This window comes from Bacillus salipaludis, assembly GCF_030938565.1.
GTDB classification, from domain to species: Bacteria; Bacillota; Bacilli; order Bacillales; family Cytobacillaceae; genus Neobacillus; species Neobacillus salipaludis_A.
In genome coordinates, this window is the sequence record NZ_JAVGVR010000001.1 from 5,699,408 (window position 1) to 5,722,709 (window position 23,302).

Here is a 23,302-nt window from a genome sequence, read left to right on the forward strand (position 1 = left end):
GTGCAAGATGATCAAAAGGTATTTGATCTCACCATTATCGGGGGAGGTCCTGTTGGTTTATTTACCGCGTTTTACGGAGGGATGCGACAAGCTTCAGTGAAAATCATTGAGAGCTTACCACAACTTGGCGGTCAATTGTCAGCGCTATACCCTGAAAAATATATCTATGATGTTGCCGGTTTTCCAAAAATTCGTGCTCAAGAATTGGTAAATAACCTAAAAGAGCAAATGGCGAAATTTGATCCAGTGGTTGCGCTTGAACAATCTGTTGAAAAGTTAGAAAAGCTAGAAAACGGTATTTTTAAATTAACAACAAATGCTGAAGTTCATTATTCAAAAACCGTGGTAATTACGGCAGGAAACGGTGCATTCCAGCCTCGCCGCTTAGAACTAGAAAGTGCTGCACAGTATGAAAGGAAAAACCTCCATTATTTTATCGAAGATTTAAATAAATTTGCCGATCAAAAAGTAGTAATATTTGGCGGCGGAGATTCCGCAGTGGATTGGGCCTTAATGTTGGAACCGATAGCAGAAAAAGTGACGATTGTTCACCGCAGAGACAAATTTCGAGCCCATGAACATAGTGTTAAAAACTTATTCAATTCAAAGGTTAATGTAAAAACTCCCTATGTTCCTGCAGAACTAATTGGAGACCATTCCGGAATTAAGCAAGTTATTCTTGAAAGTGTGAACGGTGAAGAAAAGGTTACCATTAATGTCGACGCCGTCATTTGTAATTATGGTTTTGTGTCATCTCTTGGACCGATAAAAGAGTGGGGCCTGCAAATTGAAAAGAATTCGATTTTAGTCAACTCTAAAATGGAAACAAATGTACCGGGAATTTATGCTGCAGGGGACATTTGCACGTATGATGGGAAAGTGAAATTAATTGCCTGTGGATTTGGTGAGGCACCAACTGCCGTTAACAACGCAAAATCATATATTGACCCAAAGGCAAAAGTTCAGCCATTACACAGTTCTTCGATGTTTAATCAATAATCTTACAAGGCGCCCGTTATGCGGACGCCTTTTCCCTTTAAGTGCTAACATTCCTCAGGTGAACCTGCAGCCGTTGCTGTTCGGAAAGAAGATCCACAACCGCACGAGGCAATAGCATTCGGATTTTCAATCGTAAATCCGCCGCCCATCATCGATTGTTTATAATCAATTTTTGTTCCTTGCAAAATAGGAGCACTTTCTTTATCGACGAGGATTTGAATTCCATGCAGTTCGAAATGAAGATCATCTTCCTTTACTTCATGATCAAATCCCATTCCATAAGATAAGCCGCTGCAGCCCCCGCCTTTGACACCCACACGTAAAAGGGCTCCTTCTTCTTCATTTTGCTTCATCATATCTTTTATTTGCATGGCAGCCGCCTCGGTTAAAATAACAACCTCATTACTCATTCTAGTTCCCCCTTTTAAGCTTTTTAATTTAGTATATCCACTTCAGATTACTGGTACAACAAATCGTTTATAATAACTATTATATGATAAAAAATGAAAAAAGGAGCGGTTAACGCTCCTTTCTTTTATCTAGCTCCACCGCCTAGCTCCACTAAGGTTTCTTGTCAGGGCTAAACAGGCGCTTTTTGCTTTTCTCAGAACATTGGATTTTCTTCCAAGTATTGATAAATATTATCTACAAGATCTTCCGGAGTTTTTCCAGATACTACTTCCCCATTAACGAGTGCATAAAGTGTAATTGCACACTTTCCGCAATATCCAAGACAACCATATTCGATAATGTCTAAATTCGGATCTTTTTCTAATATTTCAAGCGTCCGCTGTGCGCCATTTGCTAAGTTGCTTATACAAAATTCAATGATTGGTTTAATCAATGCCTTCACCTCTTCATACCTACTAATCGTACTCTTTTTAGGGGATACCGTCAATTAACAAAGTGCATTCAATTTGTCAAGAAAACATGAAAATTGTTGTTATTTCGCCAATTCTTAGCTATACTCGTAATTGTGTGAAATTGCTCTTGACCTCATAAACCATTAAATCCTTGATTCCAATTTATTGCTTTATTCTACGTGCAATAAATCGAAAAAAAAGGAACATTAAAAATAGGAATACAATTGTTTTGTAAAAAGGGGAAATTTTAAAATGAGAAACCTGGTAATTCTTGGCGGAGGATACGGAGGAATGAAAATTCTTAGTGAACTCCTTCCGAACAATCTTCCGGAAGACGTAACGATTACACTTGTGGACCGAGTCCCATATCACTGTCTTAAAACCGAATACTATGCATTAGCGGCAGGAACCATTTCCGATAAAGAGGTTCGTGTTTGTTTTCCTGAACATCCTCGGTTAAATATAAAGTTTGGTGAAGTTACCGGAATCGCAAGAGAAGAAAAAAAGGTTCTTCTAAAAGATGATGAACCAATTAACTACGATGATTTAATTATTGGTCTTGGCTGTGAGGACAAGTATCATGGTGTTCCTGGCGCTGATGAATTTACTTACAGTATTCAAAGCATTGGAAAGTCCCGTGAAACTTATTCTGTTTTAAATAATCTTCCTCCCGGATCAGTGGTCAGCATTGTCGGAGCTGGTCTTAGCGGCGTAGAGCTTGCAAGTGAATTAAGTGAAAGCCGGGATGACCTTAAAATTAAGTTGTTTGACAGAGGAAAGCACATTCTATCTTCATTTCCTGACCGCCTAAGTAAATATGTTGAAAATTGGTTTAATAGGCATAACGTTGAAATTATCAACAATTCCAATATAACAAAAGTAGAAGAAAAAAGATTATATAACCATGATGAACCGATTGATTGTGATGTCATCGTTTGGACAGCTGGAATTCAAGCAAACAAAATTGTTCGTGATTTTCCTGAGGAAAAAGATAACATGGGGAGAGTGGTCCTTACTCCTCAACACAACCTGAAAACCGATGAACATATTTATATCCTCGGTGACTGTGCAAGCCTCCCACATGCACCAAGTGCACAATTAGCGGAAGGGCAAGCAGAGCAAATTGTGGAGGTATTGAGAAAACGTTGGAATGGTGAAGAACCGCCTGCATCGTTCCCACCAATCAAATTAAAAGGCATACTCGGATCCCTAGGGAAGAAACAAGGATTTGGAATGATGGGCAATTCAGCGATTACAGGACGTGTTGCACGCCTGATCAAGTCCGGTATCTTATGGATGTACAAATATCATAATGGATAATGGCATGAAAGAAGGGGATGTCCATATAAATGGATCATCCCCTTCTTTTGTTTAAACCGCTTTGTATCCATATTTTTCAAGCTCGGAAAAAATCGTTTTTAACCGCGGATTTCCTTCGCCGACCACTTTGTCTTTGATGACCACCACAGGATAAAACATATCCTCTTCAATCACTTTTTGAGCGAAACTTTGCTTTTCAGGCTCTGCAGGAGGAAAATGAATATCTACATAAGTCATTTTAAAGGGCTGTTCCGGAAATTTCCGTGCAATAGCAGCCTCCAGCCATTCGAATGTTTCTTTCGATGAGGGGAGATTTACACAGCTTGGGCAAAGCTGCTCTGCTCCGTATAATATAATTTCTACTTGATTATGTTCCATTTGACTCATCCTTGTTTTTTTCTTTTATTTTACAACATCTATTCCTTAAAAATGAAAGAAAATGATTAAATGGGTGTTTTGCCAGTTTCTTCGGAATGGATTTTTACTGTCAATCACTTTATAATATAAATAGGAAAGGAGTCGATGGGAATGGAAGAGTTAGAATTGAAAGAACAAGTCCAAGAAGTATTAGATAAATTACGACCATTTCTTCTTCGCGATGGCGGGGATTGTGAACTAGTTGATGTTGAGGATGGTATTGTGAAGCTTCGTTTATTAGGTGCATGCGGCAGCTGTCCAAGTTCGACCATCACGCTTAAAGCCGGCATTGAAAGAGCACTTCTTGAAGAAGTTCCTGGAATTGTCGAAGTTGAACAAGTATTTTAATAAAATAATAGCGATTGCCTTATCGGCAATCGCTCTTTTTATTTAGAATTCGTACAGATCTTCGAATTCTTTTTCACCATTGTTAAGGGGAGCTTCCCCTCTAACACCGCTTCAATATTAGCAATACATAAATTGATCATCGCCGTTCTTGTTTCTACACTTGCGCTTCCGATATGCGGGAGAGCAACAACATTTGAAAGCTCAAGTAATGGGTGGCCGTCATCAATAGGTTCCTTCTCAAATACATCCAAACCAGCCCCGGCGATTTCTCCTGTAACAAGTGCCTCATATAGGGCCTGTTCATCTACAACGGGTCCTCTTGAAGCGTTAACGAAAATGGCGGAATGCTTCATTTTCTGAAAAACTTCCCGGTTAAACATATTTTGGGTTTCGTCGGTTAGCGGTGCTAAACAGACGACAAAATCAGCCTTTTTTATGAGGTCCTCAAACGAACAATAAACAGTGCCTAGTTTCTGTTCGATTTCCGGCTTCCTAGTTCGATTATGGTAAAGGAGATTCATCTCAAATCCGGACGCACGTTTGGCAACCGCTTCTCCGATTTTCCCCATCCCAACAATTCCAAGTGTTTTATGATGAATATCCTGACCTGCTAATAAAAACGGACTCCAGCTTTTCCACTGTCCCTTTTTAATAAATTCAGCCGCTTCCACCACCCTGCGGGAAACGGCCATTAATAATGCAAAGGTCAGATCAGCCGTTGTATCTGTTAAAACATCAGGGGTATTACAAATAATCACCCTATTTTTAGCAGCCGCAGTAAGGTCTATATTGTCATACCCAACAGCACAATTGGCCACTATTTTCAGGTTATTCGCTTCATTTAGTACCTTTTCATCAATCGTATCGGATACCATGGTTAACAGGGCATCTGCTTGTTTGATTTCCGCTAGTAAGATGTCCTTCGGCACAGGAACGTCATCGTGGTCCCACATTTTGACTTCATATTTTTGCCGAATCGGCGCAATTGCTTCTTCTGGCAACTTCCTTGTTATATAAATATATGGCTTCATTGGTATTTCCTTCCTTACCACACTTTTAAAATTATTTTACCATAAGCCATTCAGGCAGTGGTAGATTCAGTCTTTTAATTGGAGCTCCTGATAATAGGTAAAAGCCCCCAAGAAATTGTTCATACTCTGATGATTGCCTTAAGATTTTACTTAATTTCTCCTCCAAAAGCTTTTTATCTTGTTCAGATCGAGTAATATAATAATTTTCAACACACTCAAAATAATGTAATGGAAATAATAAACGAGCATATAAAAGCCGCCAAGAAAAGGAAGACAATGGAGCAATGCTTTGATATTCATCGAAAAACTGTTTTAATTCCTGATCATATGTTTGATTGTTTCTGAAATAGCGCTCCCTGGTCCATTCAGCAAGATCCCGGCTCCGATGGTCAAATACCCAATCAAATGGATTTTTAATATAATAATTTCTGCCCCAAGAATTTTTTGAAAATCGTTCGTGGCACACAGTTCCAGCATCAAAGTCCATAGGTTCATCGTCAATTTCGGTATCCACTAAGTATTGAATGGCATTTTCGGTTAACCCCAAATAGTAAGGAAAAGATTCAATAAACATTTTTTCAAATTCATCCTCCGGTGTTTGAAACAACTGTCCATTCCATACCTTCTCCATTTGCTCCAGGCGCTTTTCCCATAGGGACTTCCACTGGCCAATCCTGCTAGTTCTTTCGATTTGAAACGGAACATTTCGGCCGCGCTCATGGAATTTGGCCAATTTGCGGCCTAATTTAATTTTTTGTGGTTTTTCAGTCTGCTTGTTTGCGAGAACACAATATTTATTTTGCTCCCAGGTTGTTATCAAATTCCCGTCTTTTGATGAAAGGAAAACTGGAACATGCTGGTCTCCAAAGTTTCTAAGATGCACTGCTATTTTCTCCAATTCCGAAATATCCGTTTCCTCCTTGCCACCGGGCTTAGAGACTAAATAAAGCCAGCCATTTCCCCTTAAAGCGTCATAGGAATCTAATTTCAGATATTCCTCAACCTTTATTCCATACTGGTTCTCCAGTAATTTCTGCAGCATGCCGCCACCTCTTTCGAAACCTCTTTTTCCTTTATATATATGTAAGGGTCTTTAAAAACTTGTTGGTTCCCGTTTTTCAATTCATTTTTGAAAAAAGTGCATATGTTAAGGAAAAAATCAATAATATATAGAGAACAATCGTGAAAATTCATAGAAAAGGTGATTGTATGGCAGCAGACAAAAAAATGGATATTCTTGAAGAAACCGCTCGAAGATGGATTAAAGAAAGAGGCGTTGAAATTCAGGATATTGCCGATTTAGTTTATTTTCTCCAAAATAAGTATCATGAAAATTTACAAATGGAGGACTGTATTGCCAACGTAGAAAGGGTACTGTCAAAGCGCGAGGTTCAAAACGCAATTTTAACAGGGATACAGCTCGATAAACTAGGGGAAAAAGGCTTATTAGAGGAGCCGCTCCAGGACATTATTAAACGTGACGAGAGCCTTTATGGTGTGGATGAAATTATTGCGTTATCAATTGTGAATGTTTACGGTTCAATTGGTTTTACAAATTACGGTTATATTGATAAGCAGAAACCAGGTATCCTTGCTCATTTAAACGATAAATCAACTGGTGAATGCCACACCTTCCTTGATGATATTGTCGGTGCGATTGCTGCCGCTGCATCAAGCCGTTTGGCACACCGGGCTGCACGCAAAGAGGAACAGGATAAAGAATAAAAAGGATGGAACTCTTCCATCCTCAGGCTGTCGAAAATCATCTTTTTCGATAGCCTTTTTTTTATTTGTTATCTTTAACAATTCACCGCGTTAATTATTTTTAAAGTTTGGTCTGTGCAACAAGCCCTTTTGTAGGAACTTTCAAAAACAATTGGTTTTTAGATTTAGAAAATTACTGAGAAAAATCCCTATTTTACACAACCTAAGGATGGAACTCTCTTCCATTCTTTTTTTATGGCTCCCATTGGTCTAATGTATCCACCACATAGGTTGGTTTGCGGTCATATCCGGCGAGCAATTCTTTTGTGGTAACGCCTGTATGTACTAACAAAGTATCCATGCCGGCACTCATTCCCGCAATGATGTCTGTATCATAGTTATCCCCCACCATTAAGGTCTCATCTTGGGCCGTCCCCAACACCTTTAGTGCCTGCTCCATAATAATCGATTCAGGCTTCCCAATAAAAATTGGTTTTGTCTGGGTTGATACGGAAATGACAGAGGTCAATGAACCATTCCCAGGCAGTAATCCTCGCTCTGTCGGAAGCGCAATATCGCCGTTGGTAGAAATAAACACAGCCCCATTCCTTACAGCCAAGCAGGCAACTGCTAATTTTTCATAGGTAATCGCACGATCAATTCCAACCACCACAAAATCAGCGCTCTCGGATGCAGTTAGAAATCCTTTTTCTTTTATGGCGGTTTGGATTCCTTCCTCACCAATCACATAAACTGAAGCATCTGGCTTTTGACTGAAAATATAATTAGCTGTTGCCATGCTAGTTGTAAACACTTGATGCTCTTCTGCAGGAATATCAAATTCACGTAGTTTATCCGCAACCTGCGCTGGAGTTCGTGAAGAATTATTGGTTACAAATAAATAAGGGATTCCTTTGTTTGCTAGTTTTTTGACAAAATCGGCAGCCGCTTCGATTCGCTCTGTTCCTTTGTACATCGTACCATCTAAATCAATTAAATAACCTTGATATTTTTTCATTAGATACTCCTTCCTTAAATAGGAAAAAGACCGCAAATGACGGTCTTATAATTAATTTTTAAATGCTGAAACGGGGCCTAATTCATTTACAATATATTCTCGGACATTGGCCGAAAATTGGTGTAATGCTTCGATGTTCTCTAAAAATTGTTTTAACAGTTCATCATGATTGATTTCGGTATAATTTTGCACAAGAGATTTTCGATATTGAATGAGAATCTTTAGACGATTGCCGTTTTCTGCAGAAATCACCTTTTCGTCTGTAAGAATTTCAATAATATCTTCATAGCTTCCAGGGTCACGCATAATAAATCCATCAATCATCGAATTGCCGACATCCAGTACGGACTCGAGCATCATCTGCGTCAAACGTTCGAGAGCAGCCTTTTCAATTGGCGATGACCAATTTTTCTGGCTTAAAAAAAGGCTAATTTGCTTTTCAAAAAAAACTAAAATGGCTTCAATTTTTTCCCTATCAACAAAATACATGATTGTCCACTCCTTGTTTCCGCTTCTCTTATGTTGCAATTCCTTTCACCAGTGCGGTAGGTCTAGCATAATAGTATCCTTGGGCTAAATCAACCTTATTACGCGTTAATACAGAGGCTTCCTCTTCATTTTCGATACCTTCCGCTACCACTAACGACCCTGCTTCTCGTGCCACGAGTAATAATCCCTTCAACATGGATTCCTTTACAGGACTTTTGTGGATATTCTCAATCACGGAACGATCCACTTTAATGATATCAGGCATGATTTCACTAATCGTATTTAAACTATTATAACCTGCTCCAGTATCATCAACAGCAAATCGAAATCCCATTAACCGTAAGACCTTAAGATTATAGGTAAAATTTTCAACTCCATCAATTGAATCATGTTCAGTTATTTCAAACGTAATCTGTTTGGGGGAAATTCTTCTATATTTTTCAAGTAACTGTTTAATATCGCGGGGAAATCGGATATTTCCAATCGTCAGCGGCGTACAGTTCACAAAAATATTTTCCCTGCTTTTTGTTGCCTTTAATTGTTGAAAAATCTTTTCGAAAATAATCATTTCAAGGTCATATAGCATTCCTGTCTGCCTAGCAACAGAAAAAAGCGGAAAAGGATCCTCTAATACACCCTTGGGACCACGAGTTAGCATTTCCCAAGCGTGAATTTCGCTTGTTGCCACATCAATAATCGGCTGTGCCCATAGGTGAATTTCTTTTTTAGAGATGATTTTCTTAAACGTAAAAATCATTTCATTCAACTCTGCATCTATCTTTCGTTCCGCCATTGCAATTGCCTGGCGATGAGCCCTTTCAATGGAGCTTTGAATCGAAAAATTATGTTTCTCCACGAACATATAACCACCATCAAAAACAGGTCTGACTGGTGGATTTTGCTGGAGAAGATCACGCTCCACTTCTTGGATAATTTTATTCACAAGTTCATCAATTTCAGAGAGGCTATGCCGTTCATAGTCCACCTTAATCATTAGGGTAATGCCATCTTCATAATAGTCATGAAGGGCAATAACATCATTTTTTTCCATTTCCTTTTCTATACAGTTCTGAAAAACTCGTTTCATTTTTTTTATAAATGGAGAGGAATGAAAGTTTCCCTCCGCTTCTGACAATTCATAATAATTTTTTATGGTAAAAACAATTACTGCTACATCATGCCTTGCTTTAAAAGCAGCAGAAACACCTTCCAATATTGGGTTGCGCAAATTAAATTGAGGGGGATAATATCGTATGGACGCAAGAGGTAAAAGGAGCTTTCCCCATTGTATTACACGTTTAACTTTTTCAATGTAACAACGGACCATTCCATTCATTCCTCTCAAAAGTCAACATACGTGATTAGTACAATTATACCACATTTTGGCACCTTTTGTCTTTTCACGACATTTTAATTATTAAAAAACATTCCTCCCTTTATTACTGTATATTTGATATGATTAAGGGAGTGTCGAAAAAAGTTGTGAATAAAGGAGACCGTTTTATGAACGAACGATTTTTCTTATATGATGATACAGAAAATACAAGAACGAGATTTGTCAGCTTTGTGGGTGAAAACCAACGTTTTGATCTAGCGATTGTCCAAACAAGTCGTCATTATGGCAAACATCTTGTCCTTGATATGCAAGGGAACCGTTTTGCCATTATCGGACATGATGACCTGGAAGAAGAAGGATATTTAGAATTCGCTTTTCAATTAAATGAAGAGGATGCAGAGGAATTAAGATCTTTTCTTTCTGAAATCGTTTAACCAAAAAATTGATATTATGTTTAGGAACTTCTTTTATCATACTAACGATAAAAGGAGTGAGGTACATGTCTAAAAAGGATGCGGAAAAATATACAGAAATATCAACGGTGGAAAAGCGGGAAAATTATTTGACCGCCCAAGAGTTTCCAGAAGGACCCTATGGCTCAACTTTCCGAGTAAATGATCCCGTACAGAATAAGAGTACTCCTTGGAAAGAAGGACAGCGCCGTTATTCAGCTTTTAACTGGGAATTCAAATCATTGCATGAAGATGCACCTCGACAAATAGAACCTGCACATCAGCCGCATGATGACCCGGATACAGATGCACAGCCGCCGTATTCCATGAATGAATAAAATAATGAAAGGACCCCGCTTTTGGGTCCTTTCATTATTTTTTTACTTTTTTCAAAACGAAATAAGCACAGCCGAAATTACAGTATTCATATATATATTCGCTAAGTGTGCTTATTTTTGTATCGAACGTCGCCTTTTGATTTTGATCATCAAAAAATCCTTTTAAACGGAGCTGCCCATAGCCCCAATCTCCGACAACATAGTCATACCTGGATAAAATATCACTGTACCTTGCCTTAAAGGCCTCTTCGTTAAATCCGTTACGGTATTCCTCGACCATATCATAAATGGTATTGTTTATTACAATCATGTTATCACCTCATTTTACCAGTCAATCCTACTTCCCATTATAACCGATTCACCATCAATTACTAAGAAAAAAAATCCTCCTTCTGGCTATTCTAAAAAAAGGAGGTGTTTTAAATTGAAAAAGTTGATGATCATCCTTGGGTTATGTACGATTACAACCATAACAGGCTGCTCAAAGGATATGAATAACCGGGATGTCTACGAGGAAAGCGGAAATTCCATAAATGTGAACAATAAAAGGACTGAGCTTTATAATGAGGGGGCTGGCCGGGGTGTTCGAAATGTCAGTAATGATTTCGGATATGTCCGCCATCAAAAAAGTCCAATCATGAACGATAATACAGCTAATAATCATTACACTGCCCTTGATCGTGAACAGGTAGCGAATATTATTAGTAAGTACAGTACAAACCTGCCGAATGTACATGATGTAGCAACCTTGGTAACCGACCAGGAGGTTTTGGTTGCTTATACAACCGATTCCAAGGATCGTAATTTAACAGCGGATCAGGTAAAAAGGACAGCCATGTCTGTTGTTCCACGATACTATCATGTATATGTTACCGATAAAAAAGCTTTAATGCGCGATGTTGAAAACCTTTCGCATATGGATGCAAGGAACAAAAACGCCAGACATTCGATTAACTATGTTATCAGACAAATGAAAGACTCTCCACAAGGAAACCGCTTAAGTGATAGTGAAGATGAAAATGGTTTAACATCGGATGACCGTAAAATGCATTAAATAACAAAAAGAGTCCAGCCGTTTTCATTCGGCTGAACTCTTTTTGTTATGCTTCTTTTATTTCTTGCTCACCTAAAGCTTGCTTATGTTTTGCCGCCTCATTTACTTGTTCATCTGCATGGTAGGATGAACGGACAAGTGGCCCTGCTTGGCAATGACTGAAGCCTTTACTCATGGCGATTTGTCGTAATTCCTCAAATTCCTGAGGGCTATAATATTTCTGAACCTTTAAATGCTTTTTCGTTGGCTGTAAATATTGGCCAATGGTCATAATATCTACCTGGTTTGCCCTTAAATCGTCCATAACTTCAAGAATTTCTTCCTTTGACTCCCCAAGCCCAATCATTAGGCTTGATTTAGTTGGAATTTCCGGATACATTTCTTTTGCACGACGTAAAAATTCTAATGAGCGATCATATTTAGCCCTTGCCCTTACACTTGGAGTCAAGCGTCTGGTGGTCTCGATATTATGATTTAAAATATCCGGCTTTGCATCCATCAAGATTCTTAAATTTTCTTCCTTGCCACCCATATCTGAAGGCAGAACTTCAATACTGGTAAACGGATTTTTTCTACGAATGGCTCTTACGGTTTCTGCAAATACAGCAGCACCGCCGTCCTTCAAGTCATCTCTGGCTACAGCTGTAACGACGACATGCTTTAAGTTCATTAACTGAACAGAGTCAGCCACTCTTTCAGGCTCTTGCCAATCTAATTCAGTTGGCAGACCTGTTTTAACCGCACAGAAGCGGCATGCCCGGGTACAAACATCTCCGAGAATCATAAAGGTAGCCGTTCTTCTTTCCGCCCAGCACTCATGAATGTTCGGGCAGCGCGCTTCTTCACAAACGGTATGAAGGCTCTTTTCACGCATCATTTTTTTTAAGCCAGTATAATGCTCATTTGTATTTAATTTTATTTTTAGCCATTCCGGCTTTCTTAAAATTGGTTCTTTTGTGCTCATGTATTCCACCCCTACATTATGTATGTGAATGAGTTCTCTCAGTTGTCACTTTAACATAGAGTACACAGAAGGACAAGTCGAGAATACTTTGCAACTTTGTGAATTATTTCATTCTAAAAACATTCATTACCATTTATTAACCATTATGAAATGGCTAAAGAATCATAAACTAATGGTGTACATTAATTGGAAGGAGGATTCCTGTGCGGGCAGCTCTGATAATTGGAACTTTCCTTTTATTCTTTTCCTCTACATTTGCTGTCAGGGATGCTCATGCGAAAGAACCTGATGTATACCAGGAAAGAATGAAACTTTACAAAAAAGTTGAAACGATTACACAGATTCCTTGGTACTACCTTGCTGCCATTGATCAATATGAAAGAAGTATCCGTCAAGTCCGTAGAGACTTGCCGAAAGCAGAAAGTGTGATTGCGATTTATATCAGCCCAGAAAAATGGGCAGGTCTTACAAACCCTAACCCAACAGATCAAAATCCCGCAACGATTCAGCTTTTTAATGGATTGGGCGTCGACGGGGATGGAGATGGAAAAGCGGATAGTAATAATGATGAAGATGTTTTATATACATTTGCCCATTACCTTCTTTCTTATGGCTTGGATCATGATAATCTTAAGATTGGTTTGTGGAATTATTATCATCGTGATAAAACCGTTGGAATCATTGCGGGAAAGGCAAAGGTCTACCGTCACTTTGGCAGACTAAATCTTGATGACCAAGCATTCCCAATGCCTATTCGGGCAAATCACAGCTATCGCAGTACATGGGGCGATGCACGAGGCTGGGGTGGACGAAGAATCCATGAAGGTACCGACATTTTTGCCGGTTACGGTGTCCCTGTAAGGGCAACCAAGTATGGGATTGTAGAAATGAAGGGATGGAATAAATTCGGCGGCTGGCGAATTGGTATACGTGACATAAATAATACGTACCATTATTTTGCTCATTTAAATGGATTTGCAAAGGATTTATCCGTTGGTCAGGTGGTCGAACCGGGAATGGTCATTGGCAGTGTTGGAAGCTCTGGTTATGGGCCTCCAGGAACATCCGGTAAATTCCCTCCACATTTACACTATGGGATGTATAAAGACAATGGAATCACCGAATGGTCATTTGATCCATATCCACATTTAGCCATGTGGGAACGTCAGGAAAGAATTAAAATAAGAAAAAGAAGGTAGGACTGTCCGCTAAAAGACAGTCCTTTTATTTTTTGGACTTAGATTTCTCTTCGTTAGTGGTAGTGGTTTTGTTACTGTTTGTTGAATCCGGTAATTGAATGGATGGCAGCAAACCGCCTCCACTGTTATAGAATTGTGGAACCTTACCTTCGATTAGTTTTCCTCCAGCGGGGATATTTTGAGTTAGCTTGGTAATTTTCGTTGCAAATGGTGTAATAATCTGAACCGCTACCTCAAGATGGATGTTCACCTTAATCCATGTATTGTTGATTCCCAATGCTTCTGTAGAAATTTTTACATCCGGACGCACATCCCCGATAGCATGAAATCTTACCGGTATTTTTGGACCCAAGTTACCAAATAGAGCAAGATTGGTTGCCTGACCTAAGGGTACATACCAAACAATCCCATCCGTTTTTTCGGTTGATTCTTTTTCGATTTCAACATCTGTTAATTGTTCTAGTGCATCGACGTCTCCCTTTTCCGCACGCGACAAATTTTTCTGTATCTGACTGGTAATTTCCGATAATTTTTGGTTAATTAATTCTGTTTTCAAATAGGCGCTTTGTGCGTTTCCATTTGTCCCAGGTTCAATTCCAATCACATCGCCAACGTCCACTGTTTTTTTCGTGATGGCGTTATTGATCACAGATGCAGCTATTTTTCTGGACTGGGACTCAGCATATCTCATTAATGTCGGCTCTAGCCCTTTGTTGATCATCCATAAGCCAAGTGCAGAAGAAAAGAGAAAAAAGACAAATGACAGCAGCATCACATAGCGGAGAGGCAGTGGTCCCTTACGCTTATATCGCGAACGAAATTTTGCCAAAAAAATCCCCCCTTACAAGCTATGTGTATGCTTGAACTGGTGGACCTAGCACAAATCATAAAAAACAGCCTGCCATCAGACAAGCTGTTTTAAATCATTTTCAGCAGGGCTTCCCTGCCAATCATGCCTTTATAAATCCCTAAGCTTTCAGCCTCAAATGTTACCGACTCCAGCGGGGCGTTAAGGAGCTGGTCGATGGTTCTTACTCCTACTGCCCGGCCGGCAACAATTTTACGATCCTTTAATTGATCATTTAATAATCCAACATCTAAGGCACCGCACATAATATATCCCTTATCGTTTGAGATTGACAGCAACGTTGTTTTTGGAAGCAGTACAGTTACTGCTAAAAAAGTATGGCCGTTCAATTCGATTGGTGAAAGATCAATCAAGTTCCCACACTCCCTTCTTCTACACTTTATGACAGTGCCCGAAAAAGAGTGTATACCCTAAGCATCCAATTGTAATTTCCATTTCAATAAATCACGTAGGAATTCTGGGAGATAGTATTTTTTTTGTTTCCTTTTAAAATTTTCGTCAAAGAAATGTCCAAACGTAAACATATCGGGAAGAGCCAAAGAGTAAATTTTTTCAAAATCCAATTTCTCATTATTTATATAGATGGCATCCTCTTGGAAGATGACCCCCTCATATACGATCATTCCCATTACTGTTCCCCTAAAACCAAGCCCCAGGATTTTCTTTTCCGGCCAATCGGGATCCTTCGTTTTTTCGAGAACCTCCTGCAATTCACGTCCGGTTAAATCTACCTTACAAGGATTAATGGGGTGGGGGCAAATGGCTAATAAATCATTTGCTGTAACCTCTCCTGATAGCGGGCCTAAGAGTAATCCTGTATTAATAAAGGCGCAATCTGCCTTGCACCATTCGCGGAGTGCCTGGCACAATATCCTAGAAAGCTTGGTCTTTTCAAAGGGGTTAGCCTCTAAAGGTTCCTTTAAAAAAGTAATTTTCTCTTTTAAAAGCTCCTTGCCAGTTGAAAAAAATTCATCTATCTTGCTTTGCTCATTTTTCACTTCGGAAAGCGTCTCAAACGGAAAAAGAATTGCCTGTTTGTTTGCAATTTTTTTATCAGGCTGTAGTGTTAGGGTAACCAGACCAATAAAGTTGCCGTACTTTCCTGCAGCAGCAAGAAGGGTTTCCCCTATTTGCTTTCCTTCTAGAAGAATATGGTGGGTATGGCCCCCAAGAATAACATCAATTTCAGGGAAATCTACTGCTATCTGCTCATCAATATTTAAACCAAGATGGGACAGTAAAATGATAAGATCACTTTTTTCCGATAATGGTTTCATCCATTTCCTGAGCTCTGCAATTGGATCAGAAAGCTCCCAGCCAAGCAATTGATAAAGATGCGTAAACGGTGCCGTTAAGCCAATAACCCCGATTCGGGTCCCCTTTTTTGTTTGATAAATTTTATAGGGTTGTACCCATTCAGGAGAGGTATTTCCCTCTTTATATAAATTCGCCAGCAACACATCGAATTGTGCATCGTCATACAAATGATCCAAATCATGAAAAGGCAGGTTAATCCCTTCATTATTGCCAATCGTTACAGCATCATAGCCGCAACCATTTAACAGTTCAATATTTCCTCTTCCTTTTGTTCCCTCTGATAAAGGATGCCAGCGGTCGATGAAATCACCAATATCAAAAAGGAAAACTTCATCTCCTTGCTTTTGGTCGAGTTCCTTTTGGGTTAATAAAAATTTCTCAATTCGCGGCCAATGCTCTAAATGGCTATGAATATCATTTGTATGATAAATCTGAATGATTTCCATTCTAAGTTCTCTTCCTTATCCTATAATTCCTTCATAAATAAGTTGAAGCCCAACAATCACTAATATCGTTCGTAAAATCAAAACAATCGTTTTGCTTTTAAGCTTTGAATTCAAATAAACCCCTACCTTAGCCCCGATCCACGCACCTGGAATTAATGCTAAAGCGTAAAGCCAATTCACATTTCCTAAAACCACATGAGTAATCGAACTGAGGACAGATGTTGGTAAAATCATAAACATTGAAGTTGCCACTGCAACATGCGGCGGAAAGAAAAACACTAATATCATGGTCGGAACCATTAATGAACCTCCGCCCACACCAAAGATTCCTGACAAAAATCCAACTATAAAGGCGATTAGAATCCCGACAAATGGATTGAATCCATATTCATAGCTTTTGCCTTCATTATCCCTAAAAGTGCGTACAATCCCCTTATCTTTACGGTAGGGAATCGGCTTTAACTTATCCTTTAACAATAAAACAATGGATACGAAAATAATAAAGATTCCAAAAAAGATACTAAATGAGTGCAAATTCAATTTTTCAGTGACCCATGCACCTAAAATACTTCCGGGTCCGCTTCCAATCAAAAAAATAAGACCACTTTTATAATCAACGGTTTTCCGTTTCATATACGCAAGTGTTGAAGATAAACCCGTAAAAATCATTGTAAACAATGAAGTCCCAACTGCTACTTGAGGTGAAACATGACCGAACCACGATAATCCCCCAAAATAGAGAAGCGCTGGAACGACAATAATTCCCCCGCCAAGACCGATTAGCGAACCTAAAGAACTGGCTAAAAGTCCGACAATCAGTAAAATAACCCATTCCATTTCTGTATTCTCCTTCTTTAAAATAAATCCAATTGCCTTGGGGCAAGGCTCTCATATTCTATTTCTAACAGGTCAATCATTTCTTTCGCATTATCCGCCGCGTCTCCGCCTGAATTATTATTAAAGAGAACGTAAACGTCCTTGGATTCAGTTTCTAATTTTTTTAGGTTAGCAGCCCATTCCTCAAGTTCCTGCTGATTATAGCGGTAAAGGTATCGGACCTCACGCCAATTATCGGCATTCCGTTTTTGCCAGCCGTGAACATTACGGCCATGCAAGCGGACTAAGACCCGTTCAGAATCAAGGGTTTCTAAAACAGTGGGAATAGACCCCTCACCGGATTGCGGTTCATCACAAATGCTATGAATCCATTCTTCTTTTTTCATAAAATCAAGTGTCTTGATTCGGTATTGCGATGTGAACCACGATTGATGTCTAAATTCTAGTGCGCATGGGATTTCACCCATTTCATTTTTACACCATCTTAAATATTCAACATTTTCACGTGAACAATGAAACCATGGTGGGAATTGAAATAGGACTATCGCCAATTTATTTTTGTTTATGTATGGTTCAAGTGAATCTTTGAAAGCCGAGAACATTTCCTGCTTATTGTGAAAGGGAATTTCACCGCGCATATGTCCCGTCATCCCCTGATAGGCTTTTACAATAAATTGAAAGGATTCGGGTGTTTCATTAACCCACTTCTCGGCATTTCGCTGTGGCTGGATAGCATAAAAAGCCGAGTCAACTTCAACAATCGGAAAATGCCCCGCATATTCTTTTAGTTTATCCCTTGGTGATATTTGCCCCTGATAAAGGCTGTCTTGATCGCCCCAGCCTGTAACACCGATGTAAATCAATCCACATCACCTCCGTTTATAATAATAGCATAACCTAATTTTTTGTGTATTTTTGTAACTTCAGTTAAATACCAAAATACACAAAAATCCGCCTGCCAAAGTCAGCAAGCGGATTTTTCATATTAACCGATAGAACCTTCCATCTCGAACTTGATTAATCTGTTCATTTCAACGGCGTATTCCATTGGTAATTCTTTTGTAAATGGCTCGATGAAGCCCATAACAATCATTTCAGTTGCTTCTTGTTCAGAAATTCCGCGGCTCATCAAGTAGAAGAGCTGTTCTTCTGATACTTTAGAAACCTTTGCTTCGTGCTCCAGTGAAATGTTGTTATTTAACACTTCATTGTATGGAATTGTATCCGATGTCGATAAATTATCCATAATCAACGTATCACACTCAATGTTAGCACGCGCACCTTCAGCTTTACGGCCAAAATGAACCAAACCACGATAGTTTGTTTTTCCGCCATGCTTAGAAATGGACTTCGATACAATCGTTGAAGATGTATTTGGTGCTAAATGAATCATCTTAGAACCTGTATCTTGAACTTGACCTTTGCCGGCAATCGCAATGGATAGTGTCAAACCGCGGGCGCCTTCACCTTTAAGAATAACCGCAGGATATTTCATCGTTAATTTAGAACCGATGTTGCCATCAATCCATTCCATTGTGGCATTTTCTTCGCAGACTGTACGTTTCGTAACAAGGTTATAAACGTTGTTTGCCCAGTTTTGAATCGTTGTATAACGGCAGTAACCGCCTTTTTTAACGATAATTTCAACAACGGCACTATGAAGGGAGTTGGTTGTATAAACCGGTGCTGTACAGCCCTCTACATAGTGTACACTTGCTCCTTCATCAACGATAATCAATGTTCTTTCAAATTGCCCCATATTTTCTGAGTTAATGCGGAAGTACGCTTGTAATGGCGTATCCACTTTAATACCCGGCGGCACATAGATGAAGGAACCACCTGACCAAACTGCAGAATTCAAAGCGGCAAACTTATTGTCTGTTGGCGGAATAACCTTTGCCCAGTGCTCACGGAAAATATCTTCATTTTCTTTAAGAGCTGAATCAGTATCCTTAAATACGATTCCTAGAGCTTCAAGATCTTCCTTCATGTTATGATAAACAACCTCAGATTCATATTGAGCAGAAACCCCTGCAAGATACTTTTGTTCTGCTTCTGGAATACCAAGCTTGTCAAATGTCGCTTTGATTTCTTCCGGTACTTCGTCCCATGACTTCTCCGATTTCTCAGATGGTTTTACATAGTAAGTGATTTCGTCAAAGTTTAATGAATTTAGGTCTCCGCCCCATTGTGGCATTGGCATATTATAGAAATGCTCAAGTGATTTTAAGCGAAAATCAAGCATCCACTGAGGTTCACTCTTCATTTTTGAAATCTCTTCAACAATTTCACGTGTTAAACCACGTTTTGATCGGAATATGGAAACGTCTTTATCGGCAAAACCATATTTATAATCACCGATTTCAGGCATTTTTTTTGCCATCGTCGTCTTCCTCCTTTTTAAACAGGTAAGGAGTGAACTCCTTACCGTTATATTATTATTCCTCTTCCTTCAAACCTTTTTCCATGGCCTTCCATGCTAAGGTTGCACACTTAATTCTGGCAGGGAATTTTGAAACACCTTGAAGTGCTTCAATATCACCTAAATCGATATCATCATCTACATCTTTTCCCTGCATCATATCTGAAAAGATTTTTGAAAGTTTTAAAGCCTCTTCGACTTTTTTTCCTTTAATCGCCTGCGTCATCATCGATGCAGAGGACATGGAAATCGAACAGCCTTCACCCTCAAACCTGGCATCCTCGACGATTCCATTTTCCACCTTAAAGGTTAATTGAATGCGGTCGCCACAGGTTGGGTTATTCATATTAATCGTATGACTGCCATCCTCTAAAATACCACGGTTACGCGGTTTTTTATAATGGTCCATTATAACTCTTCGGTAAAGTGCATCTAAATCTAAATTAGAAGACATCGCTGAAATACTCCTTTGTTTTGACAAGCCCTTCAACGAGTTTATCAATATCTTCTTCCGTATTATATAGGTAAAAGCTGGCACGTGCTGTCGCTGTGGCTTTCAGCCATCTCATTAACGGTTGTGCACAGTGATGTCCTGCCCGGACGGCAATTCCTTCTGCATCGAGGACAGTTGCAACATCGTGTGGATGAACATCATCAATATTAAACGTAACCAAGCCTGCACGTTTTGCTGGATCATGAGGTCCATAAATCGTAATACCAGGTACGGAAGATAATTTATCTAATGCATAAGCAGCAAGTTTATGTTCATACTCGGTAATATTATCCAAACCAACTTCATTTAAAAAGTCGATGGCAGCTCCAAGGCCGACAGCACCGGCAATAATTGGGGTACCGCCCTCGAATTTCCACGGCAGTTCCTTCCATGTTGATTCTTGTAAATGTACAAAATCAATCATTTCACCGCCAAATTCAATTGGCTCCATATTTTCAAGCAGCTCCTTTTTGCCATAAAGAACGCCGATACCCGTTGGAGCGCACATTTTATGTCCGGAAAAAGCAAGAAAATCACAGTCTAAATCTTGAACATCAATTTTCATATGTGGTGCACTTTGAGCTCCGTCTACCACCATTACTGCGCCATTTTCATGAGCAATTTTAGCAATTTCCTTAACAGGATTAATAGAACCCAGTACATTTGAAACTTGCATAACGGAAACAATTTTCGTATTTGGTGTAACCTGTGCTCTTACATCATCTAAAGAAATAGTGCCATCTTCTTGGAGATCGATATACTTCAATATGGCACCCGTCCGTTTGGCAACCTGCTGCCAAGGGATGATATTACTATGGTGCTCCATATAAGTAATGACGATTTCGTCACCTTCCTTTAAATTTGCTGCCGCATAGCTAGCTGCAACCGTATTTATAGAAGTCGTTGTTCCTCTAGTAAAAATAATCTCTTGAGTTGATTTTGCGTTGATAAACTTGCGAACCTTTTCCCTGGCACCTTCATATGCATCTGTTGCTCTTGTACCTAGTGTATGCACACCACGATGGACATTGGAATTGATTTCACGATAATACTTTTCAACGGCCTCAATCACTTGAATAGGCTTTTGCGATGTTGCGGAACTGTCCAAATACACAAGTGGCTTACCATTAACTTCTTGGTCTAGAATCGGAAACAGTTTGCGAATATCTTGGATATTCATCTCAACGCACTTTCCTTTCAATCACTTCAGTTAACTGCTTTTTAACACCTTCAATTGGAAGTTGATTTACTACAGGTGCGAGGAATCCATGAATAACTAATCGTTCTGCTTCCGCTTTTGGAATACCGCGGCTCATTAAGTAGTAAAGCTGAACGTTATCAACACGACCAACAGAAGCAGCGTGGCCAGCTGTGACATCATCTTCATCAATCAAAAGAATTGGGTTTGCATCACCGCGGGCTTTTTCGCTAAGCATCAACACGCGTGATTCTTGTTCGGCATTCGATTTTGATGCACCATGTTCAATTTTACCAATTCCATTAAAAATTGATGTCGCGCTGTCTTTCATTACACCATGCTTCAAAATATATCCTTCTGTGTTCTTGCCAAAGTGGACGATTTTCGTTGTGAAATTCTGTGTTTGTTCACCACGTCCAACCACAACCGTTTTGGTATCCCCATAAGAACCATCACCAATAAGATTGGTGGTGTTTTCGGAAATGGTGTTTCCTTCATTCATTAACCCAAGTGCCCATTCAATTCTGGCATCTCTGCCGGCAACACCACGGCGGTTTACATAAGTGGTGATACCTTTTGCAAGATTATCAACTGCACCATATCGAACTTGAGCATTTGCGTTTGCAACTACTTCAGTCACTAAATTGAAGATTCCAGCAGCTGAATCTACTGTAGAAATATAGTTTTCAACATACGTAACAGAACTATTATCTTCCGCAACGACAATGACATGGTTGAAAAGATTCGTTTCAGCATTATCATGTAAATAGACAGCCTGAATTGGCTCGGAAACTTCTAAGTTTTTTGGAATATATAAGAATACTCCACCGTTTACAAGAGCTGCATGAAGTGCAGTCAAGCGATGCTCATCGGCATTAATCGCTTGAGTCATGTAATATTTTTTCAACAAATCACCATGCTCTTTTGCAGCAGTAAAAAGATCTGTGAAAATGACGCCTTTGTTTTTAAGTTCTTCTGATAAAGATAAAAACGCAGGTGTTTGATTGCGTTGAATGTATAGATTTTTATTTTCTGCTACGAGCGATTTTACTTCTTCAGGTAATTCATTTAGAGAAGAGAATGGCTCGCTTTTCACAGTATGTGAAGTAAATTGGGTAAAGTTCCATTTATCAATTTTTGTTTTTTCCGGTCTTGGCATTGGAAGTATATTGACATCAGCAAATGCCTTTACGCGGAGCTCTTCCATCCAAGCAGGTTCACCTGCTTGCTTTGAAAAGGAGCGAACAAAATCCTGATCAAACGGTAATTTCGTTTCTGTTGTCATCGTAATCCTCCTAACGCTTACTTAAGCTTGCTCAACTGTTTCATCTTCAATTCCAAGTTCTTTCTTGATCCAGTCATATCCTTCTGCTTCTAAGCGTTGTGCAAGTTCTGGACCGCCTGATTTCACGATACGGCCTTGCATCATTACATGCACGTAGTCAGGAGTGATATAGTTTAAAAGTCGTTGATAGTGAGTAATAACTAAGCAGCCGAAATCCTCACCGCGCATTTGATTAATTCCTTTTGAAACAACCTTTAAGGCATCGATGTCAAGACCAGAGTCAATTTCGTCTAAGATCGCCATTTTAGGCTCAAGCATCATTAATTGAAGAATTTCATTACGCTTCTTCTCACCGCCGGAGAATCCTTCATTTAGATAACGCTGCGCCATATTAAGGTCCATTTCAAGGAATTCCATTTGTTTATCCATTTTACGGATAAATTTCATCAAGGAGATTTCATTGCCTTCACCAAGGCGGCTATTGATTGCTGAACGTAAAAAGTCGGCATTCGTTACGCCGTTTATCTCACTTGGGTATTGCATAGCTAAGAATAGGCCGGCACGAGCTCGCTCATCTACTTCCATTTCAAGGACGTTTTGACCGTCTAAAATAATATTTCCGCTCGTTACCTCATATTTAGGGTGACCCATGATTGCAGACGATAACGTCGATTTACCTGTACCATTTGGTCCCATGATTGCGTGGATTTCTCCACCTTTTACTTCAAGGTTTACACCTTTCAAAATTTCTTTTCCATCAATTTCTACATGTAGATCCTTGATAGTTAATGTTGATCCAGCCATATCTATACCTCCGAAAAGAAAGTTATTGTGTCTTATAGAACGCAGTACTTAAAAAATTCATTCTCATTCTATTCTCATTACAATCTTATAACAAATAGAA

27 protein-coding genes and 1 pseudogene are annotated in these 23,302 nt (G+C 39.3%); 8 read left to right on the forward strand and 20 right to left on the reverse strand.

Features of this window, described 5'->3' with window-relative positions; all coding sequences use genetic code 11:
• Positions 1 to 999 carry an NAD(P)/FAD-dependent oxidoreductase gene (locus RCG21_RS28415; RefSeq protein ID WP_133334066.1) on the forward strand — a complete coding sequence of 333 codons (999 nt, stop codon included), beginning with the start codon at positions 1 to 3 and terminating at the stop codon, positions 997 to 999.
• A 44-nt stretch (positions 1,000 to 1,043) separates the two neighbouring features.
• On the opposite strand, the gene RCG21_RS28420 is transcribed toward RCG21_RS28415, so the two are convergent.
• Together RCG21_RS28420 and RCG21_RS28425 are read right to left on the reverse strand one after the other, a co-directional pair.
• A complete protein-coding gene (locus RCG21_RS28420) occupies positions 1,044 to 1,409 on the reverse strand; it encodes a HesB/IscA family protein (protein WP_026576064.1) in 366 nt (121 codons plus the stop codon).
• Between the two features lie 194 nt (positions 1,410 to 1,603).
• Positions 1,604 to 1,843: a YuzB family protein gene (locus RCG21_RS28425; RefSeq protein ID WP_133334065.1), complete on the reverse strand. Its 240-nt coding sequence runs from the start codon at positions 1,841 to 1,843 to the stop codon at positions 1,604 to 1,606.
• Between the two features lie 271 nt (positions 1,844 to 2,114).
• On the opposite strand from RCG21_RS28425, the gene RCG21_RS28430 reads away from it, so the two are divergent.
• The gene (locus RCG21_RS28430; RefSeq protein ID WP_133334064.1) at positions 2,115 to 3,182 is read left to right on the forward strand and encodes an NAD(P)/FAD-dependent oxidoreductase; all 1,068 of its coding nucleotides are present in this window, start codon (positions 2,115 to 2,117) and stop codon (positions 3,180 to 3,182) included.
• Positions 3,183 to 3,233: 51 nt separating this feature from the next.
• On the opposite strand, the gene RCG21_RS28435 is transcribed toward RCG21_RS28430, so the two are convergent.
• A complete protein-coding gene (locus tag RCG21_RS28435; protein ID WP_026576061.1) occupies positions 3,234 to 3,560 on the reverse strand; it encodes a YuzD family protein in 327 nt (108 codons plus the stop codon).
• 95 nt (positions 3,561 to 3,655) lie between these two features.
• Between RCG21_RS28435 and RCG21_RS28440 the strand changes: the two are divergent.
• Positions 3,656 to 3,947, forward strand: a pseudogene (locus RCG21_RS28440) (NifU family protein).
• A gap of 38 nt (positions 3,948 to 3,985) precedes the next feature.
• On the opposite strand, the gene RCG21_RS28445 reads toward RCG21_RS28440, so the two are convergent.
• Together RCG21_RS28445 and yutH are read right to left on the reverse strand one after the other, a co-directional pair.
• Complete coding sequence (locus RCG21_RS28445; protein WP_308914002.1) at positions 3,986 to 4,978, reverse strand: 2-hydroxyacid dehydrogenase; 993 nt, start codon at positions 4,976 to 4,978, stop codon at positions 3,986 to 3,988.
• Between the two features lie 31 nt (positions 4,979 to 5,009).
• Entirely contained in the window at positions 5,010 to 6,020 is a 1,011-nt protein-coding gene (gene yutH / locus RCG21_RS28450; protein WP_133334061.1) for a spore coat putative kinase YutH, read from the reverse strand.
• Positions 6,021 to 6,187: 167 nt separating this feature from the next.
• Between yutH and RCG21_RS28455 the strand changes: the two genes are divergently transcribed.
• A complete protein-coding gene (locus RCG21_RS28455) occupies positions 6,188 to 6,703 on the forward strand; it encodes a phosphatidylglycerophosphatase A family protein (RefSeq protein ID WP_026576057.1) in 516 nt (171 codons plus the stop codon).
• A gap of 232 nt (positions 6,704 to 6,935) precedes the next feature.
• Here the strand turns inward: RCG21_RS28455 and RCG21_RS28460 are convergent, their stop codons facing one another.
• From RCG21_RS28460 to RCG21_RS28470, 3 genes are read right to left on the reverse strand one after another with little or no spacing between them, the layout of a single operon-like run.
• A complete protein-coding gene (locus RCG21_RS28460) occupies positions 6,936 to 7,700 on the reverse strand; it encodes a TIGR01457 family HAD-type hydrolase (protein ID WP_308914003.1) in 765 nt (254 codons plus the stop codon).
• 51 nt (positions 7,701 to 7,751) lie between these two features.
• Positions 7,752 to 8,189: a DUF86 domain-containing protein gene (locus RCG21_RS28465; protein ID WP_026576055.1), complete on the reverse strand. Its 438-nt coding sequence runs from the start codon at positions 8,187 to 8,189 to the stop codon at positions 7,752 to 7,754.
• A 28-nt stretch (positions 8,190 to 8,217) separates the two neighbouring features.
• Complete coding sequence (locus RCG21_RS28470; RefSeq protein ID WP_235824772.1) at positions 8,218 to 9,516, reverse strand: EAL domain-containing protein; 1,299 nt, start codon at positions 9,514 to 9,516, stop codon at positions 8,218 to 8,220.
• Positions 9,517 to 9,692: 176 nt separating this feature from the next.
• Between RCG21_RS28470 and RCG21_RS28475 the strand changes: the two genes are divergently transcribed.
• Together RCG21_RS28475 and RCG21_RS28480 are read left to right on the forward strand one after the other, a co-directional pair.
• Positions 9,693 to 9,959, forward strand: coding sequence for a DUF3055 domain-containing protein (locus RCG21_RS28475; RefSeq protein WP_026576053.1), 267 nt, complete (start codon positions 9,693 to 9,695; stop codon positions 9,957 to 9,959).
• Between the two features lie 65 nt (positions 9,960 to 10,024).
• On the forward strand, positions 10,025 to 10,315 hold the full coding sequence (locus RCG21_RS28480) for a cytosolic protein (RefSeq protein ID WP_133334058.1): 291 nt from the start codon (positions 10,025 to 10,027) through the stop codon (positions 10,313 to 10,315).
• Between the two features lie 34 nt (positions 10,316 to 10,349).
• Here RCG21_RS28480 and RCG21_RS28485 read toward each other — a convergent pair whose 3' ends face one another.
• Positions 10,350 to 10,625 (reverse strand): YutD family protein, encoded by a 276-nt coding sequence (locus RCG21_RS28485; RefSeq protein WP_133334057.1) that lies wholly within the window; start codon positions 10,623 to 10,625, stop codon positions 10,350 to 10,352.
• A gap of 114 nt (positions 10,626 to 10,739) precedes the next feature.
• Here RCG21_RS28485 and RCG21_RS28490 point away from each other — a divergent pair, with 114 nt between their 5' ends.
• Positions 10,740 to 11,369, forward strand: a complete 630-nt coding sequence (locus tag RCG21_RS28490) for a YhcN/YlaJ family sporulation lipoprotein (RefSeq protein ID WP_133334056.1) — start codon at positions 10,740 to 10,742, stop codon at positions 11,367 to 11,369.
• A 46-nt stretch (positions 11,370 to 11,415) separates the two neighbouring features.
• Here the strand turns inward: RCG21_RS28490 and lipA are convergent, their stop codons facing one another.
• On the reverse strand, positions 11,416 to 12,333 hold the full coding sequence (lipA, locus tag RCG21_RS28495; protein ID WP_133334055.1) for a lipoyl synthase: 918 nt from the start codon (positions 12,331 to 12,333) through the stop codon (positions 11,416 to 11,418).
• Between the two features lie 203 nt (positions 12,334 to 12,536).
• Here lipA and RCG21_RS28500 point away from each other — a divergent pair, with 203 nt between their 5' ends.
• Positions 12,537 to 13,532, forward strand: a complete 996-nt coding sequence (locus RCG21_RS28500) for a M23 family metallopeptidase (protein WP_372512731.1) — start codon at positions 12,537 to 12,539, stop codon at positions 13,530 to 13,532.
• A 25-nt stretch (positions 13,533 to 13,557) separates the two neighbouring features.
• Here the strand turns inward: RCG21_RS28500 and yunB are convergent, their stop codons facing one another.
• The 10 genes from yunB to sufC form a co-directional block, all read right to left on the reverse strand.
• Positions 13,558 to 14,361, reverse strand: coding sequence for a sporulation protein YunB (yunB, locus tag RCG21_RS28505; RefSeq protein WP_133334054.1), 804 nt, complete (start codon positions 14,359 to 14,361; stop codon positions 13,558 to 13,560).
• Positions 14,362 to 14,450: 89 nt separating this feature from the next.
• A complete protein-coding gene (locus RCG21_RS28510) occupies positions 14,451 to 14,753 on the reverse strand; it encodes a YunC family protein (protein WP_133334053.1) in 303 nt (100 codons plus the stop codon).
• Between the two features lie 57 nt (positions 14,754 to 14,810).
• The gene (locus tag RCG21_RS28515; RefSeq protein WP_308914004.1) at positions 14,811 to 16,163 is read right to left on the reverse strand and encodes a bifunctional metallophosphatase/5'-nucleotidase; all 1,353 of its coding nucleotides are present in this window, start codon (positions 16,161 to 16,163) and stop codon (positions 14,811 to 14,813) included.
• A 15-nt stretch (positions 16,164 to 16,178) separates the two neighbouring features.
• On the reverse strand, positions 16,179 to 17,000 hold the full coding sequence (locus tag RCG21_RS28520; protein ID WP_308914005.1) for a sulfite exporter TauE/SafE family protein: 822 nt from the start codon (positions 16,998 to 17,000) through the stop codon (positions 16,179 to 16,181).
• Between the two features lie 17 nt (positions 17,001 to 17,017).
• Complete coding sequence (locus tag RCG21_RS28525; protein WP_308914006.1) at positions 17,018 to 17,863, reverse strand: DUF72 domain-containing protein; 846 nt, start codon at positions 17,861 to 17,863, stop codon at positions 17,018 to 17,020.
• A gap of 122 nt (positions 17,864 to 17,985) precedes the next feature.
• Positions 17,986 to 19,383, reverse strand: a complete 1,398-nt coding sequence (gene sufB, locus RCG21_RS28530) for a Fe-S cluster assembly protein SufB (RefSeq protein WP_308914007.1) — start codon at positions 19,381 to 19,383, stop codon at positions 17,986 to 17,988.
• A 55-nt stretch (positions 19,384 to 19,438) separates the two neighbouring features.
• Positions 19,439 to 19,876, reverse strand: coding sequence for a Fe-S cluster assembly sulfur transfer protein SufU (sufU, locus tag RCG21_RS28535; protein WP_308914008.1), 438 nt, complete (start codon positions 19,874 to 19,876; stop codon positions 19,439 to 19,441).
• Positions 19,866 to 21,095: a cysteine desulfurase gene (locus RCG21_RS28540; protein ID WP_308914009.1), complete on the reverse strand. Its 1,230-nt coding sequence runs from the start codon at positions 21,093 to 21,095 to the stop codon at positions 19,866 to 19,868. Before RCG21_RS28540 ends, sufU begins: the two co-directional genes overlap by 11 nt.
• Before the next feature lies 1 nt (position 21,096).
• Positions 21,097 to 22,398: a Fe-S cluster assembly protein SufD gene (gene sufD, locus RCG21_RS28545; protein ID WP_308914010.1), complete on the reverse strand. Its 1,302-nt coding sequence runs from the start codon at positions 22,396 to 22,398 to the stop codon at positions 21,097 to 21,099.
• A 21-nt stretch (positions 22,399 to 22,419) separates the two neighbouring features.
• Entirely contained in the window at positions 22,420 to 23,202 is a 783-nt protein-coding gene (gene sufC / locus RCG21_RS28550) for a Fe-S cluster assembly ATPase SufC (protein WP_133334045.1), read from the reverse strand.
• Positions 23,203 to 23,302: the final 100 nt, after the last annotated feature.

Coding starts and splice junctions, on each gene's coding strand:
- RCG21_RS28420 (WP_026576064.1), bottom strand. CDS start 1,409: ATGAGTAATGAGGTTGTTATTTTAACCGAGGCGGCTGCCATGCAAATA.
- RCG21_RS28430 (WP_133334064.1), top strand. CDS start 2,115: ATGAGAAACCTGGTAATTCTTGGCGGAGGATACGGAGGAATGAAAATT.
- RCG21_RS28435 (WP_026576061.1), bottom strand. CDS start 3,560: ATGGAACATAATCAAGTAGAAATTATATTATACGGAGCAGAGCAGCTT.
- RCG21_RS28445 (WP_308914002.1), bottom strand. CDS start 4,978: ATGAAGCCATATATTTATATAACAAGGAAGTTGCCAGAAGAAGCAATT.
- yutH (WP_133334061.1), bottom strand. CDS start 6,020: ATGCTGCAGAAATTACTGGAGAACCAGTATGGAATAAAGGTTGAGGAA.
- RCG21_RS28455 (WP_026576057.1), top strand. CDS start 6,188: ATGGCAGCAGACAAAAAAATGGATATTCTTGAAGAAACCGCTCGAAGA.
- RCG21_RS28460 (WP_308914003.1), bottom strand. CDS start 7,700: ATGAAAAAATATCAAGGTTATTTAATTGATTTAGATGGTACGATGTAC.
- RCG21_RS28465 (WP_026576055.1), bottom strand. CDS start 8,189: ATGTATTTTGTTGATAGGGAAAAAATTGAAGCCATTTTAGTTTTTTTT.
- RCG21_RS28470 (WP_235824772.1), bottom strand. CDS start 9,516: ATGGTCCGTTGTTACATTGAAAAAGTTAAACGTGTAATACAATGGGGA.
- RCG21_RS28475 (WP_026576053.1), top strand. CDS start 9,693: ATGAACGAACGATTTTTCTTATATGATGATACAGAAAATACAAGAACG.
- RCG21_RS28480 (WP_133334058.1), top strand. CDS start 10,025: ATGTCTAAAAAGGATGCGGAAAAATATACAGAAATATCAACGGTGGAA.
- RCG21_RS28485 (WP_133334057.1), bottom strand. CDS start 10,625: ATGATTGTAATAAACAATACCATTTATGATATGGTCGAGGAATACCGT.
- lipA (WP_133334055.1), bottom strand. CDS start 12,333: ATGAGCACAAAAGAACCAATTTTAAGAAAGCCGGAATGGCTAAAAATA.
- RCG21_RS28515 (WP_308914004.1), bottom strand. CDS start 16,163: ATGGAAATCATTCAGATTTATCATACAAATGATATTCATAGCCATTTA.
- RCG21_RS28520 (WP_308914005.1), bottom strand. CDS start 17,000: ATGGAATGGGTTATTTTACTGATTGTCGGACTTTTAGCCAGTTCTTTA.
- sufB (WP_308914007.1), bottom strand. CDS start 19,383: ATGGCAAAAAAAATGCCTGAAATCGGTGATTATAAATATGGTTTTGCC.
- sufU (WP_308914008.1), bottom strand. CDS start 19,876: ATGTCTTCTAATTTAGATTTAGATGCACTTTACCGAAGAGTTATAATG.
- RCG21_RS28540 (WP_308914009.1), bottom strand. CDS start 21,095: ATGAATATCCAAGATATTCGCAAACTGTTTCCGATTCTAGACCAAGAA.
- sufD (WP_308914010.1), bottom strand. CDS start 22,398: ATGACAACAGAAACGAAATTACCGTTTGATCAGGATTTTGTTCGCTCC.
- sufC (WP_133334045.1), bottom strand. CDS start 23,202: ATGGCTGGATCAACATTAACTATCAAGGATCTACATGTAGAAATTGAT.